Origin of the sequence: Kitasatospora sp. NPDC058406, assembly GCF_042722765.1 — a bacterium.
Lineage (GTDB): Bacteria > Actinomycetota > Actinomycetes > Streptomycetales > Streptomycetaceae > Kitasatospora.
Genome location: NZ_JBHXKE010000223.1, coordinates 1 through 15,451, shown reverse-complemented (window position 1 = coordinate 15,451; position 15,451 = coordinate 1). Strand labels below are relative to the sequence as shown.

The window sequence follows — 15,451 nt, the reverse complement described above, 5'->3', positions numbered from 1 at the left end:
GCCCCGGGATGACCCGGGGCCGGCAGAGCGGCCCGACGCCCGCCCCGACGGGGCGGAGATTCCGGTCCGTCCGGTTGACGCCCGGTCAGGGCGTCCGCCGGTCCGGCCGGTCGGTACGTACGGTCGGTCAGCGGCCGAGTCGGCCGCGCACCATGCCCAGCATGGCGTTCAGCTCCTCGATCCGCAGCCGCTTCGCGATGAGCACGAAGACGGCCAGCTGGAGCCCGCCGGCCACGACGACGGTGAGAATACTGCCGATCCAGCCGTCGAGCACCTGCTGGACCGCCAGGCTCGCGCCGATGCCGACCAGGGCACCCGGAACGCAGGCCGCCGTCAGGCGGGTGTAGGTCCGGCTGATCCGCTTGGTGTCCAGGCCGCCGATCTTCTTCTTCAGCTTGGGCACCGCCACCATCACCCCGATGGCGTAGGCGAGGCCGTAGCCGAACGCCATGCCGACCACCGTCCATTCGGAGGGCAGGGCGAACCAGCAGACCAGCGAGAAGCCGGCCTGGCAGACCGCCACCCAGACGGTGTTGGAGAACGGGGTGCGGGTGTCCTCGTAGGCGTAGAAGCCGCGCAGCATCACGTACTGCGCCGAGTACGGGATCAGGCCGAGGGCGAACGCGGAGAGCATCAGCCCCACGTTGGTCGCGCTGTCCAGCGCGGCCTCGCCGCCGCCCACCGCGTAGATCGCCCGGCCGATCGCCGGGCCCAGGGCCAGGAAGAGGAAGGCACCGGGGACGACCGCCACCGCCGTGGTGCGCAGCCCGTACGAGATGTCGTCGCGGACGGCGCCGGCGTCCTCGTCGGCGGCCGCGCGGGAGAGCCGGGGGAGCACCGCGCTCATGATCGAGACGGTGATCACGGCCTGCGGGAGCTGCCAGATCAACAGGGCGTTGGAGAACGCGGCGAGACCGACGCCGTTGTGGCCGCCCTTCTCGGCGGCGCTGCCGGCGGCGGTGGCCAGCTGGGTGATGACCAGGTAGCCGGCCTGGTTGGCGAGGACGAAGAAGAACGTCCACTTGGCCAGCCGGGCGGCCTTGCCCAGACCGTGACCGCGCCAGTCGAAGCGCGGCCGGAAGGAGAAGTCGGCCGCCCGCAGGTACGGGATCATCGCCAGCGCCTGGACGACCAGGCCGACCAGGGTGCCGATGCCGAGCAGCCGGACGCCCTCGGGGCTGATCGTCTCCGGGGTGACGTGGGTGGTGCCGAATCCGCCGTAGACCCAGAGGTAGGCGCCGAAGGTGAAGATGACCACGACGTTGTTGAGGACCGGTGTCCACATCATCGCGCCGAACCGGCCGCGTGCGTTGAGGACCTGTCCCATCACCACGTGGATGCCCATGAAGAAGATGGTCGGCAGGCAGTACCGGGCCATGGCCACGGTGGTGTCGGCGCGGGCCGCGTTCTCCATCATCGGGTGCGAGATGAGCTGGACCAGCAGCGGTGCGCCGGCCACGGCCAGCAGGACCACCGCGCCGAGCCCGACCATCACCAGGGTGAGCAGCCGGCTGGCGTAGGCGGTGCCGCCGTCCGCGTCGTTCTTCATGCTGCGGACCAGCTGGGGCACGAAGACGGCGTTGAGCGCGCCGCCGCCGATCAGGATGTACAGCAGGGTCGGCAGGGTGTACGCGGCGTTGTACGAGTCACCCATCACGCCGACGCCGATCGCCGCCGTGATGACCATGGTGCGGACGAAGCCGGTGCCGCGGGAGACGAGGGTGCCGGCCGCCATGATCGCGCTGGAGTTCAGCAGCGAGGCGACCTTGCCGCCGCCGGCCGCCGGGGCGGGAGCGGGGGGCGCGGTGCCGGCGCGCTCCTCGGCGACGATGTCCTCCAGCGGTTCCACCGCGGGCGGCAGCTGGACCGCCGCCACCTGCATGGTGGCCTCCGCCTCGGAGAGCGGCGGGTCGAACTCGATCGGCGGCACGAACGGGCGCGGCCCGTCGGGTCCGTTCCCGTGGCCGTGGCCGTGGCCGTAGCCGTGCGGCGCCTGCGGTGCCTGCGGAGCGTGGGGTGCCTGCGGTGCCTGCCCCGGGTACGCGCCGGCCGGGGGGTACGGCGCGGGCGGGGCGAACGGGCCGGGTGCGGCGGGCGGCGCGGCCGCCGGCCGGCCCGGGGGGTACGGGTGGGCCGGGGACGGCGGGCGGGGCGCCTCCGCGGTCGCCTGGTTGCCGCCGAACAGCGCGTCCACCCCGACGTACTCGGTGGACTCGGAGTCCCAGGTCGAGTGCGCCGGGCCGGGCTGCCACTGCGGCTGCCCGCCCCAGGCACCCGGAGCCGGTGCGGCGGGCGCGGCCGGTCCGGGCTGCTGCTGCTCCCCGCCCTGCCGGCCGTCCTGGGCCGGGGTGTCCCAGCCGGGCTGCACCGGCGGGACGGGGGCGGTGAACGGCGCCGGCGGCACCGGCGTCGGGTAGTCGCCGCCCTGCGGCGGGAGCTGCGGCGGCACGTCGTACGCCGCGGCCTGCTGCTGCGGCGCGGCGGGGCGGGCGGCCCGCAGGCCGTACGGGTCCGGGTCGCCCTGCCGGTCCTGGTACGCGTCGGCCGCGTACGGGTCCTGGGCATAGGTGTCGGCCACGTACCAGTCGCCGGAGGGCGACTCGGCGCCCGGACGGCCCTCACCGCGGCCCGGAGGCCGCTCATCGCTGCGCCCGGTCATGTCACCTCTTCGCTGTCGTGGGGGAGGCCGCCCCGGAGTCGGGCGGTATGGGCGGTGTCAAGGACCAACCTTCTCATCACTGGTGGCCTGATCCCGGCCATCTGCGGTGCTGCCGCGCGGTGTCTGCGCGGCTCCTCCACGTTCGGGGTGTTCCGGGTGTTCCGGCCGCGTCGCGCGTTCCGGGGGCACCGCGGGCCCGGAGCCCTCCGGCCGCCCGGTCCCCCGGCCGGCGTCGCCCGCCGGGCCGCCGGCCGCCGTGCCGTCCGCCGGAGCCGGGGCGAGCGGGGCGTCGCCGACGGGCTCGTCGCCGTCGTCGCCGTCGGCCGTCCGCCGCTTGCGCTGGCGGACGAACCGCAGCGCGGCCAGCAGGAGCAGCACGAGTCCGCCGCCGAAGACGTACAGCACGCCGTTGGTCACCGAGGTGACCTCCACGGTGAACTGCACCGGATCACCGTACGGCTGCGGGTTCGGCCCGGTGGTGAACAGCTGGGCGGTCATGCTGACCGGCCCGTTGTTGTGCGCCTCGGCCGGGAACCGCAGGGTGACGCTCTGCGAGGCCGGCAGCACCAGCTCCTCGGCCGGCACCTCGACCCTGAGCCGGTTGGGCTGGGCCGGGACCAGCACCAGCTTGAGGTTGGTGACCGTCTGGGTCAGGTCGTTGCGGACGCTGACCTGCAGCACACCGGTGTCCCCGGCGAAGGTGATGACCCGCTTCGGCGGCACCTTCACCGCGTCGGTCAGTTCCTTGAGGTAGAGGCCCACGCCCTTCCGGTAGACGCCGCCGGCCGAGCCCTCCGAGCGCCACTGGGTGGACAGCGAGCGGACCATGGCCGCACTGAACGGCCCGCGGACCCGCTGCGGCAGGGTCAGCACCCGCATCAGCGTGTCCAGGTTCGCCTGGATCCGCGTGGTGTCGGTCAGGTCGACGGCGGGCAGCTCCGAGTCCCGGGTCCGGGCCGGGTAGTCCGCGGGCGCCGGGACGGTCGTGTTGGCCCTCGGGTCCGGCGTGAGCTGGGCGAGCACGTCCAGCTTGACCGGGTCGACCCACTTGCCCTCGACGGCGGCCTGGAGCGCGCCGGCCAGCACCTTGGCGTTCGTGGCGGTCAGGTCGCGCGGGGGCATCACCAGCAGGCCGCGCGGGTTCTGCGGCTCCTGCCGGGCGATCACGAAGGTCTCGGAGAGGAACCGCTGGACCGCCCGGGTCTGCTCCTGCGGAGTGACCAGGTCGGTCGCGAAGAGCGCCGAGATCTCCTCGTCGGCGACCAGTGCGGTCTGTCCGTTGCCCATCGGACGCGCGGCGGACGGCGTGTACTTCAGCGCGTCGGACTCGGGCATGCTCGCGCCGTTCACCAGCACCAGGCCGGCGCCGGCCCGCTGGGCGACGGCCGCGATCCGCTGGTCCAGGTAGCCCTGGTAGGGCCAGGCCACGTCGGCGCGGGTGTCCACCGAGAGCCGGCCCTCGACGGTCAGCCGGCCGGCCGTGGCCGCCTTGCCGAGCGCGGTGTCGATGCCGTCCAGCTCGGCGGCGTTGTGCGCGATCGAGGCGAGGTCGGGGTCGGCGTACGGCAGCGCCACCACCTGGCTGCCCGGCTTGGCGACGGCGGCCCGCAGCTTCTCCAGCCAGGCCGTGGCGGCGGCCGTGCCCGTGCCGGGGACGGTGTTGTCCTCCTTGGCCGCGTTGCCCGCGGTGCCGGGCTTCTGCACCCGGTACGGCCGGGTCATCGCGAACGCGGTGTCCAGCAGGTCCGGGTCCACCACCCAGGTCAGCCCCGGCAGCGTGGAGCCCGTCTCGACCAGCGCGTACAGCCGGCCGCCGGGCGCGAACTCGGCGGCCAGGCTGTCGTCGCGCAGCACCGACATGGTCTGGTCGTTGTCGGAGAGGGTCTGCGCGGCCAGCACCGGCGCGTGCACCAGCGGCCACAGGGTGGTGACCTTCGACGGCTGCGCCTCGGTCGACACCGGGTCGTAGGGCAGGAAGGTGCGGGCGATGCCCAGCGGGCGGTCGCGCTGGTTGTCGGCGGTCGAGCCCCAGACGTCCACCGCGAGCTCGTACACGCCCTCCGTGGAGAGCTGCAGGTCGGTCACCGCGACGCTCAGCGTGTACGGCTGGCTCTGGCCCGGGCCGAGCTCGTTCAGCGCGTACTGCGGGCTGTCCAGGGAGATGCCGTCCGTCCGCTCCGGGGTGGTCCGGGCGGCCACCGAGGCCAGCTCGCTGCGGGTGGTGAGCGGCTTGCTCGGCCAGGGCTTGCGGACCGCCGCGTGGGCCGACTTGAGCACCGACCTACCGCCGTTGGTGACGTGCCCGGCGATCGTCACGGTGCCGTTCAGGGCGGCCACCGGCTTGTTCACCGACTCGATGGTCATCACCACCGGGTACTCGGCGGAGACCGTGGACTCCGAGGCCGCGTGCGAGCCGCCGGCCGGGCGCGCGGTCGCCGGGGTGCCCGGAAGCACCGGGACGAGCACCAGCGTGGCGCCGAGTGCGGCGGCCAGCCGTCTGGCGGTCCGGACCACCAGACCCGGACCCGTGCTCCTGGCTCGCTCGCTCATGCGCCCACCTCGCTGCGCTCGGCGGTCGCTTCGCGAAACGCGCCCCCACCTTTGGCTCGCTCGCTCCGCTCGCTCACGCGCTTCGCCCTCGCCGTTCTCGATCGCTCGCTGCTTGATGCCGTGCTGCCCTGCTGCTGCGGCTGTCCCGCCGGCCGTAGGGGGCAGCCGTGGGGATCAGCCGTGAAGAAAATGGCGGTCGTCCGTCGTCCGGTCGGCGTTCCGGCATGCCGCACGGCGGCCCGTCACCGGTGCCCGAGACTCGTTCCACCGGCATGGTAACGATGTGGCGGGGGGTGCGGTGTTGCGGGCCTCGGGGTGAGGCCACGGAAACGCGCGGGCGGCGGGGCCCTCGGGCCACGTACCCTTGTGAGCCGTGTCCACTGCCAATGAGCCCACCGCCCACCAGTCCGGCGTCCATCATTCCAGCACCGCCGTGCAGGCCGTTCCCGGCCTGAGCGAGGCGCAGACCCTCGGCCTGCAGGAACTGCTGCGGGTCTCCCCGGTCGCCGACGAGATCGCCCGCCGGTTCCAGGCGGCCGGTCACCGGCTCGCGCTGGTCGGCGGCTCGGTACGCGACGCGCTGCTCGGCCGGCTCGGCAACGACCTCGACTTCACCACCGACGCCCGCCCGCACGAGGTCCTCAAGCTGGTCCGGGGCTGGGCCGACGCGGTCTGGGACGTCGGCATCGCCTTCGGTACGGTCGGCGCCCGCAAGGACACCCCGGAGGGGTCCTTCCTGATCGAGATCACCACGTACCGCTCGGAGGCGTACGACCGGACCTCCCGCAAGCCCGAGGTGACCTTCGGCGACACCATCGAGGAGGACCTGGTCCGCCGCGACTTCACGGTCAACGCGATGGCCGTGGACCTGCCCGGCCGCGGCTTCGTCGACCCGCACCGGGGTCTGGACGACCTGGAGGCCCGGGTGCTGCGCACCCCGGCCACTCCCGAGGAGTCCTTCTCCGACGACCCGCTGCGGATGATGCGGGCGGCCCGCTTCGCGGCCCAGCTGGACTTCGACCCGGCCCCCGAGGTGATCGCGGCGATGACCGCGATGGCCGAGCGGATCACCATCGTCTCCGCGGAGCGGGTCCAGGCCGAGCTGAACAAGCTGCTGCTCTCCGACCGGCCGGTGAAGGGCCTCCGGCTGCTGGTCGACACCGGGCTGGCCGACCACGTGCTGCCCGAGCTGCCGGCCCTGCGGCTGGAGCGCGACGAGCACCACCGGCACAAGGACGTCTACGAGCACTCGCTGACCGTGCTGGAGCAGGCCATCGACCTGGAGCAGGACGGCCCGGACCTCACCCTGCGGCTGGCCGCGGTGCTGCACGACGTCGGCAAGCCGCGCACCCGCCGGTTCGAGTCGGACGGCCGGGTCTCCTTCCACCACCACGAGGTGGTCGGCGCCAAGATGACCCGCAAGCGGATGCGCGACCTGAAGTACTCGAAGGAGCTCACCGAGGAGGTCTCGCGCCTGGTGGAGCTGCACCTGCGGTTCCACGGCTACGGCGGCGGCGAGTGGACCGACTCGGCGGTGCGCCGGTACGTCGCCGACGCCGGTCCGCTGCTGGAGCGGCTGCACAAGCTGACCCGCTCCGACTGCACCACCCGGAACCGGAAGAAGGCGGCCGCGCTCTCCCGCACCTACGACGGCCTGGAGACGCGGATCGGCGAGCTGAAGGCCCGCGAGGAGCTGGACGCCGTCCGTCCGGCGCTGGACGGCAACCAGATCATGGAGCTGCTCGGCCTGAAGCCCGGCCCCGCGGTCGGCAAGGCGTACAAGCACATGCTGGAGCTCCGGCTGGAGCACGGGCCGATGGAGCACGACGAGGCGGTCGCCGCGCTGCGCGCCTGGTGGGACGCGCAGCAGGACGCCGGCGCGTAGTCCGGAAGGCGATGCCCGGAAGGCGGTAACCAGGGGGCGTGGCCCGGTGGGGGTGGCCGGCACCCTTCCGGGCCACCCCCACCTCGGTACCCGGGGGTCAGAGCTTCTTCAGGCAGAGGACGAAGCTGAGCGCCGACGAGGTGGACTCGCGGGTGTAGGTGCTGTCGGACCCGGTGACGTTCTCGCAGGCCTTGTCACCGTCGCTGGTGGCGTAGACCTTCTTCAGCACCTTGTACTGGGCCCGCGTGTCGGTGCACGGGAGCATGGTGATCCGCGGGTTGGAGTCGTGGGTGGCCGAGGTGCCGTTCTCGTTGCGCAGGCAGTCGCCGGCCTTGGCGTAGTCGATGTCGCTCGCGACCTTGGAGGTGGCCGGCGCGGTGGGCGTCGGCAGCGTCACGGTCGGGGCCGGGGCGGGCGGCAGCGAGAAGGACGGCGGGAACGTCGGGGTCGGGATGACCACCGCCGTCGGCGAGGGCAGCGTCAGCGGGGGGTAGTCGTACCGGTCGCGGTCGTGCCGGCTGCCGAGGAACGCCCCGGTGGCCGTCAGGACGATCAGGGTGCCGATCGAGAGCACCGGCAGCAGCAGCATCAGCATGTGCGGCCGCTTGGTCAGCGGGACGCCCGGGTCGAGCTGCGGGCCGTGGGTGCCGGGTACCGGCGGCGGCAGGTCCTTGATCTTGTTGTGGGCCGCCAGGTTCCGCAGCAGCGTGACCACCGTGAAGATCCCGGAGAGATAGCTCCACCAGCCCTGCACCAGGGTGCGGGCGGACATGTCGCGGACCACCGCGGTGCCGCAGGTGCGGCAGAACGGTCCCGGCTGCTTCAGGAACCGCATCACGATGATGATGCCCTGGTGGCCCCGGACGGTGGTGTCGACGGCCGGGAAGCCGCCGCAGAACCGGCAGACCGGGCCGCCCTGCGGCGCGTACCCGTAGGCGGGACCGGGCTGCGGGCCCTGGGCGCCCGGGTAGCCGTAGCCGGCGGCCGGGGGCGGCGGCGCGGGGTAGCCGTAGCCGGGCGGGGGCGGGGTGCCCGGCGGCGGGGCCTGCTGCCCGGCGTAGGGGTTGCCGGCGTACGGGTTGGAACCGTCGGCGGGCGGCGGTGCGCCGTACGGCATCTGGGGCGGAACGGACATCGGGATCCCCCGGAATGGTCTGAGGTGGCGAGCGGTCAGGACTTCTTGACCGGCGGGGTGCCGGCGAGCGGGCCGAGGCAGAGCACGTACCGCTTCTTGTTCCAGCGGCGACCGCTCTTGCCCGAGACGGTGCTGGTGGTGCCGACGGTCTCCCGGCACCGGGTGGTGTCGGTGGTGGACTCGAACTTGGCCAGCACCTTGTAGTTCGCCTTGGCGTCGGTGCACTTGACCACGGACACGTCGCGGGAGCCGCTCGCCTTGACGCAGTCGCCGGCCTTGGCGCTGCTGGCGCTCGGGCCGGTGACGAAGTAGCCGATGATCAGGGCGATCACGCCCAGCACCACGCCGACCGCCTTCAGCCGGGCCTTGCCGCGGCCCTTGCGGGCCGGCTCGCCGGGCGGAGCGGCCGGCGGGTAGCCGTGCTGCGGCGCCTGGCCGTAGGGGGCCTGCGGGTACGGCTGGGCCTGGGGGTACGGCTGCCCCTGCGGGGGCTGCTGGTACGGCGCACGGTCCTGCGGACCGGGCGGGTAGCCGCCCTGCGGGTACGGGGGCGCGGGCGGAGCCGGCTGCGGGGCGGCCGGGTAGCCGTAGCCGGGCGGCGGGGCACCGTAGCCGGCGGCCACCGGCTGGGGCTGCCCGTACGGCGGGGGAGCCGGGGCGCCGTAGGGCTGCGGCGCCGGCGGATGGCCGTACTGCTGCGGTGGCCCGTACGGGCCGGGCGGTGTGCTCATCAGATTGTCCCCCGAGGCAGAGTGCTGTCGCTGCGACAGATCTGACGTACCTTAGCGACTCGCGCCGACGGCGCCCGGCCGCAGGGGGCGGCGGTGCTCAGGACGCCTGGTCACCGGGGAGGGGGCCGGTTCGCCGGGCCGTGCGCAGGTAGAGGACGGCGGCCAGCGCGTACACCGCGGACACCCCCAGGACGACGGTGACCGAGCGGCCGGAGAGCGGCAGCACCAGGGCGGTGACCAGTGCGGCGGCCACGAAGGCGACGTTGAAGAGCACGTCGTAGATGGCGAAGACCCGGCCGCGGTACTCGTCCTCGACCGACTCCTGGACGACGGTGTCGGCGCAGATCTTGGTGCCCTGGGTGACCACGCCGAGCAGCAGCGCGGCGATCAGGCAGGGCACCAGGGAGAAGTGCAGGCCCAGCGCGGGCACGAAGACCACCGGGGCCGCCAGGCAGAGCGTCATCCAGCCCGCCAGCCCGAGCCGGCGGGTGCACCACGGGCTGATCACCGCCGCGACGAAGAACCCGGCGGCGGAGAGACCGACCGCCTGGCCCAGGGTGACCAGCCCGGCCGTGCTGTCCGCCGGGTCGTTGAAGGTGTAGCGGGCGAGCATCACCACGACGACGATCAGGACGCCGTAGCAGAACCGGGCCGCGGTGACCGCCGCCAGCGCGTGCGCCGCCGGGCGGCAGTCCCGCACCAGGTGGGTGACGGCCGCGCGCAGCTCGCGGGCGGCCTGGGCCAGGGCCCGGCCCAGCGCCGGACGGCCGGGGTGGCTCTCGGGGCCGAGCAGGTCCTTGTCCATCCGGAGCGCCGCCACCGCCGCCGAGAGGTAGAGCAGCGCGGCGACGCAGACCAGGGCCGCGTCGGCCCGCGATCCGGGGGGCATCACCTGGTGGAGCAGGAAGCCCACTCCGCCGCCGCAGGCCGCGGCGACCGTGCCCAGGGTGGGGGAGAGGGCGTTGGCGGTGACCAGCTGCTCCTGGCTCACCACCCGGGGCAGCGCGGCGGAGAGGCCGGCCAGGATGAACCGGTTGAGTGCGGTCACCAGCAGGGCGGAGGCGAAGAACAGCCAGGTCGGTGCCTGGGCCAGCAGCAGGGCGCCGGTGACCAGGCCGAGCCCGAACCGGGCCAGGTTGCCGACGTACAGGACCTGTCGGCGGCGCCAGCGGTCCAGCAGCACGCCGGCGAACGGGCCGATCACCGAGAACGGCAGCAGCATCACGGCCAGCACCGAGGCGATGTCGGCGGGGGAGGACTGCTTCTCCGGCGAGAAGACCACGTAGGCGGCGAGCGAGACCTGGAAGACGCCGTCGGAGAGCTGGGAGAGGACACGGGCGGTCAGCAGCCGGCGGAAGTCGCGGCCGCGGAGCAGGTCGAGGAGGGTGGCGCGGTGCGCGGTCTGGTGGGTGCTGCCGTTCTCCGTGATCGCCACCTGCCCAGGGTGCCATGGAACCGGTCGGTGTTTCACGTGAAACATGAGCCGGGAAAAGGTGAACGGGCCCACGGTGGTTGACCGTGGGCCCGTTTCCGTGCGGGCGGGCCGTCGGTTCAGTGCCCGACGGCCGCGGATCCCGCGGTGATCAGCGCTCGACCTCGCCGCGGATGAACTTCTCGACGTTGTCCTTGGCCTCGTCGTCGAAGTACTGGACCGGCGGGGACTTCATGAAGTACGAGGAGGCCGAGAGGATCGGGCCGCCGATGCCGCGGTCCTTGGCGATCTTCGCGGCGCGGACGGCGTCGATGATGACACCGGCGGAGTTCGGGGAGTCCCAGACCTCCAGCTTGTACTCCAGGTTCAGCGGGACGTCGCCGAAGGCGCGACCCTCCAGGCGGACGTACGCCCACTTGCGGTCGTCCAGCCAGGCCACGTAGTCCGAGGGACCGATGTGGACGTTGCGGGCGCCCAGCTCGCGGTCGCGGATCTGCGAGGTGACGGCCTGCGTCTTGGAGATCTTCTTGGACTCCAGGCGCTCGCGCTCGAGCATGTTCTTGAAGTCCATGTTGCCGCCGACGTTCAGCTGCATGGTGCGCTCGAGGATGACGCCCCGGTCCTCGAACAGCTTGGCCATCACGCGGTGCGTGATGGTCGCGCCGACCTGGGACTTGATGTCGTCACCGACGATCGGCACGCCGGCCTCGGTGAACTTGTCCGCCCACTCCTTGGTGCCGGCGATGAACACCGGGAGGGCGTTCACGAAGGCGACCTTGGCGTCGATGGCGCACTGGGCGTAGAACTTCGCCGCCGCCTCGGAACCGACGGGCAGGTAGCAGACGAGGACGTCGACCTGGCGGTCCTTGAGGATCTGGACGACGTCGACCGGGGCCTCGTCGGACTCCTCGATGGTCTCCCGGTAGTACTTACCCAGGCCGTCGAGGGTGTGGCCGCGCTGGACGGTGACGCCGGTCGGCGGCACGTCGCAGATCTTGATGGTGTTGTTCTCACTGCTGCCGATGGCGTCGGCCAGGTCGAACCCGACCTTCTTGGCGTCGACGTCGAAGGCGGCGACGAACTCCACGTCACGGACGTGGTACTCGCCGAACTGGACGTGCATCAGCCCGGGGACCTTGCCGGCCGGGTCGGCGTCCTTGTAGTACTCGACACCCTGCACCAGCGACGCGGCGCAGTTGCCGACGCCCACGATGGCTACGCGAACCGAACCCATTTCCGGTTGCTCCCTGTGATCTCATGAGCGCCGCCGAAGATCGGCGGTGCTCGTCCTGCTTCTTCGATGACTGCTGATGGGCGCGAGGCGCCCACTCCTGCCGCGTGCGGCACAGGGCTGACGCGGTGTCAGCGCTCCTGCTCGGAGCGCCCCGGGCGGTCGTACGGTGGCCCGGGAGGGTCCGAGGACCCGTCCTCCTGGCCACGGCCGTCCGAAGTCTTGGTTACTGCGGGGCCGGTCCCGTCGGTGGACGGTCCGGTCCGGCCGGTGCGGTTGGCCCGCTCGGTCTCGATCAGCTCGTTGAGCCAGCGGACCTCACGCTCCACCGACTCCAGTCCGTGCCGCTGAAGCTCGACGGTGTAGTCGTCGAACCGCTCGCGGGCGCGGGCCAGTGAGTTGCGCATCCGCTCCAGGCGCTCCTCCAGCCGACTGCGGCGGCCCTCCAGGACGCGCATCCGCACGGCCCGGTCGGTCTGGCCGAAGAAGGCGAAGTGCACACCGAAGTGCTCGTCCTCCCAGGCGTCCGGGCCGGAGTCGGCGAGCAGCTCCTCGAAGCGCTCCTTGCCCTCGGGGGAGAGCCGGTAGACGATCTTGGACCGCTTGCCGTTGAGCGCGGTGGCCGGGACGTACTCGACCTCCGGGTTGTCCTCGACCAGGAAGCCCTGAGCCACCAGGCTCTTCAGGCAGGGGTAGAGGGTCCCGTAGGAGAAGGCGCGGAACGAGCCGAGCAGGACGTTGAGCCGCTTGCGCAGCTCGTACCCGTGCATCGGGGCGTCGTGGAGCAGGCCGAGAACGGCGAACTCCAGCACTCCTGAGCGCCTGCCCACTGCCGTCGTCCTCCCTTCCTCGCCTGGTCCGCGACCCGCCGTGTCCGGCGGTATGCCGCTCCGATGTATCGGCTCGATATATCGAGAACAGTAAACCTGGGTCCCCGAACGGGCAAGGGGGGCGCGCGTGAATGTGATCACAAGGCGGCGCGCGGGTGTCCTTGGCAACGGCCGTGTAATGATCTGCAGTCGTTTTATGGGTATTGGGGATTGATGCCCGATTAGTTCGGATTCAGTGCTGCGTACGCTGTCGCGTGTGCACGAGGACCACCTCCGGGGTTAGGGCGGTTGCGGGCATCGGACGTGAACCCTGCCTTCAGGCTCGACCGGCCTGGCGAGGAGTACCTGGAACATGAGTGAACGACGGCGGAGGTCGCCTGGTGGCGGCGGGCAGCCTCCGGGCGGCGACAGCGGACGCCCGGACGGAGCGGGGAGCGACGAGGTCGCCTCGGAGGGCCTCGGCCGCCGGCGCCCGCCCGGCATGCGGGAGACCGCCCAGCAGCCCCGGATGACCCGTGCCGAGATGCGCAAGGCGTCCCAGAAGGGTGGCCGGCGCGGCGGTGCGGCCGGTACCGGCCCTGCCGCGGGCGGTCCCGGCGGTCCCGGCGGCCCGGGTGCCGTCGGTGGACCCGGCGCCTCCGGCGGTGCACCCGGCAAGAAACGGTTCATCGACTACCCCCGTTTCGGCAAGCAGGGCTTCCGCCGCTGGCTGCCGTCCTGGCGGCTCTGGCTCAGTGCGTTCCTGCTCGTCTTCGCCACCGGCGTCGGCGGTATCTACTTCGTCTACCAGTCGACGAAGATCCCGCCGCTCAACGCCCTGGTGAACGACCAGAACAACATCTACTACTGGGCCGACGGCACCGAGATGGTCCGCAAGGGCGAGACCAACCGCCAGATCGTCGAGCTCGCGGACATCTCGCCCACCCTGCAGAACGCGGTCATCGCGGCGGAGAACGAGACCTTCCGCACCGACAGCGGCATCGACCCCAAGGGCATGACGCGCGCCGTCATCAACATGGCCAAGGGCGGCGAGACGCAGGGCGCGTCCACGATCACCCAGCAGTACGTCAAGAACGCCTACCTGACGCAGGAGCAGACCCTCTCCCGCAAGGTCAGGGAGTTCTTCATCACGCTGAAGATCAATCAGGACCAGTCCAAGGAGGAGATCCTCAAGGGCTACCTCAACACCAGCTGGTTCGGCCGCGGTGCGACCGGTGCGCAGGCGGGGGCCCAGGCCTACTACGGCGTCAACGCCAAGGACCTGAACCTCTGCCAGAGCGCGATGCTGGCCGGGCTGCTCAAGGGCGCCGCGTACTACGACCCGACGATCAAGGCGAACCGCCCCCGCGCCGAGGAGCGCTGGAAGTGGATCCTGGACCGGATGGTGGAGACCAAGAACGCCACCGCCGAGGAGCGGGCCAAGTGCACGGCCTTCCCGGACCCGATCAAGCAGGTGCCCCCGGCCAACATGAACGGCCAGATCAGCTACCTGGTCGAGACCGCCAACAAGTTCGTCATGGTCAAGGACCCGACGATCGACCAGCGGGCGATCGAGAAGGGCGGCTTCAAGATCTACACGACCTTCGAGAAGGACAAGGTCGAAGCCCTCAAGAAGGCCGTGGACGACGTCAGGGCCGAGACGCTGAACCCGCAGAAGCGCCCCGACAACGACAACTTCGTCCAGTTCGGCGCGGCGAGCATCCGCCCCGGTGACGGCGCGCTCGTCGCCATCTACGGCGGCGACGGCGTGGAGAACGGGCACCACGACAACAACGCCGACGCCCAGGGCGTCCAGGTCGGCTCGACCTTCAAGCCCTTCGTGCTGGCGGCCGCCATGCAGAGCGGTGTGCTGACCCAGACCGACGACAAGGGCAAGCCGAAGCGGATCAACGCCGACAGCCGCTACCTGTCCGACGACCTCTCGGAGATCCGCAAGGCGGACGGCTCGCTGGTGCTCGACGACAAGGGCAAGCCGTACCGGCAGAAGAACGAGGAGAAGGGCAAGCGCGGCTACGTCTCCCTGCGGCTCGCGATGCAGTGGTCGTGGAACGTGCCCTTCGTCCAGCTGAACCAGGACGTCGGCGGGCAGAACGTGGCCGCCGTCGCCGAGGCGATGGGCGTCCGCAAGGAGAACCTCGCCGCCGAGGCCAACACCACGACCTTCCCGCTCGGTGTCTCCACCATCAGCCCGATCCGGATGGCCGACGCCTACGCGACCCTGGCCGCCAGCGGGAAGCAGGCGGACCCGTACTCGGTGACCAAGGTCCTGGTGGACGGCAAGGAGCGCCCCGGCTTCGGCGGCAAGCACGAGCCCAAGCAGGCGCTGGAGCCGGCCGTCGCCGACAACGTCACCGACGTGCTGGTGAACGTGGCGAAGAACGGTACCGGCAAGAACTCCAACGCGCTGGGCCGCCCGGTGGCCGGCAAGACCGGTACCACCGACCAGAACAAGTCGGCCTGGTGGGTCGGCTACACCCCGCAGCTGTCCACCAGCGTGGCGATGTGGCGCGAGGACCCGACCCAGCACGAGCGGCTCTCGCTGAACGGCACCGGCGGCAAGGACTCGGTGCACGGTGGTGACACCCCGACCGACGTCTTCACGCGGTACATGAAGGCGGCGCTGGCCAACGAGAAGAAGCTGGACTTCCCGACACCGCAGCCGGTCGGCTCCCAGGTCGACTCCTCCGGTGCGCCGAGCACGGCGAGCGCCACGCCGACGCCCACCACGACCGAGACCATGCCGACCGTGCCGCCGGACCCGAACGCCCAGCAGCCGACCCAGCCCCCGGTCACCCAGGGCCCGGTCTGCGTCCCCGGCGTGGACTGCCCGGGGACGGTGCCGGTACCCCCGGTCCCGACCAGGAGCAGCCCGGCGACCACCGGCGGCGGCAACACCGGCGGCGGCAACGGAGGCGGTGGCAACACCGGCGGCAACGGCAACGGTGGCAACACCGGCGGCGGCGGCGTCTCGCCGACCTGCATCATCGGCAACATCGGC

General features: G+C 72.0%; 9 protein-coding genes. 2 read left to right on the top strand and 7 right to left on the bottom strand.

Features of this window, described 5'->3' with window-relative positions; all coding sequences use genetic code 11:
* Positions 1-127: 127 nt before the first annotated feature.
* Positions 128-2,659, bottom strand: a complete 2,532-nt coding sequence (gene murJ / locus ACFWOG_RS32230) for a murein biosynthesis integral membrane protein MurJ (protein WP_380362637.1) — start codon at positions 2,657-2,659, stop codon at positions 128-130.
* 57 nt (positions 2,660-2,716) lie between these two features.
* Entirely contained in the window at positions 2,717-5,209 is a 2,493-nt protein-coding gene (locus tag ACFWOG_RS32225; protein ID WP_380362635.1) for a DUF6049 family protein, read from the bottom strand.
* A gap of 433 nt (positions 5,210-5,642) precedes the next feature.
* Between ACFWOG_RS32225 and ACFWOG_RS32220 the strand changes: the two genes are divergently transcribed.
* The gene (locus ACFWOG_RS32220; protein WP_380362640.1) at positions 5,643-7,094 is read left to right on the top strand and encodes a CCA tRNA nucleotidyltransferase; all 1,452 of its coding nucleotides are present in this window, start codon (positions 5,643-5,645) and stop codon (positions 7,092-7,094) included.
* A gap of 97 nt (positions 7,095-7,191) precedes the next feature.
* On the opposite strand, the gene ACFWOG_RS32215 is transcribed toward ACFWOG_RS32220, so the two are convergent.
* The 5 genes from ACFWOG_RS32215 to ACFWOG_RS32195 form a co-directional block, all read right to left on the bottom strand.
* Complete coding sequence (locus tag ACFWOG_RS32215) at positions 7,192-8,229, bottom strand: hypothetical protein (protein ID WP_380362633.1); 1,038 nt, start codon at positions 8,227-8,229, stop codon at positions 7,192-7,194.
* 35 nt (positions 8,230-8,264) lie between these two features.
* Positions 8,265-8,960: a hypothetical protein gene (locus tag ACFWOG_RS32210; protein ID WP_329948381.1), complete on the bottom strand. Its 696-nt coding sequence runs from the start codon at positions 8,958-8,960 to the stop codon at positions 8,265-8,267.
* A gap of 97 nt (positions 8,961-9,057) precedes the next feature.
* Positions 9,058-10,395: an MFS transporter gene (locus tag ACFWOG_RS32205; RefSeq protein ID WP_329948380.1), complete on the bottom strand. Its 1,338-nt coding sequence runs from the start codon at positions 10,393-10,395 to the stop codon at positions 9,058-9,060.
* Positions 10,396-10,543: 148 nt separating this feature from the next.
* Entirely contained in the window at positions 10,544-11,626 is a 1,083-nt protein-coding gene (locus tag ACFWOG_RS32200) for an inositol-3-phosphate synthase (protein ID WP_329948379.1), read from the bottom strand.
* Between the two features lie 128 nt (positions 11,627-11,754).
* Positions 11,755-12,453, bottom strand: a complete 699-nt coding sequence (locus tag ACFWOG_RS32195) for a PadR family transcriptional regulator (RefSeq protein WP_329884823.1) — start codon at positions 12,451-12,453, stop codon at positions 11,755-11,757.
* 352 nt (positions 12,454-12,805) lie between these two features.
* On the opposite strand from ACFWOG_RS32195, the gene ACFWOG_RS32190 reads away from it, so the two are divergent.
* On the top strand, positions 12,806-15,451 hold a 2,646-nt coding region (locus tag ACFWOG_RS32190), incomplete at its 3' end, for a transglycosylase domain-containing protein (RefSeq protein WP_380362629.1).

Bases quoted from the DNA above. Each gene is read 5' to 3' on its own strand.
- murJ (WP_380362637.1), bottom strand. From the start codon at position 2,659: ATGACCGGGCGCAGCGATGAGCGGCCTCCGGGCCGCGGTGAGGGCCGT.
- ACFWOG_RS32225 (WP_380362635.1), bottom strand. From the start codon at position 5,209: ATGAGCGAGCGAGCCAGGAGCACGGGTCCGGGTCTGGTGGTCCGGACC.
- ACFWOG_RS32215 (WP_380362633.1), bottom strand. From the start codon at position 8,229: ATGTCCGTTCCGCCCCAGATGCCGTACGGCGCACCGCCGCCCGCCGAC.
- ACFWOG_RS32210 (WP_329948381.1), bottom strand. From the start codon at position 8,960: ATGAGCACACCGCCCGGCCCGTACGGGCCACCGCAGCAGTACGGCCAT.
- ACFWOG_RS32200 (WP_329948379.1), bottom strand. From the start codon at position 11,626: ATGGGTTCGGTTCGCGTAGCCATCGTGGGCGTCGGCAACTGCGCCGCG.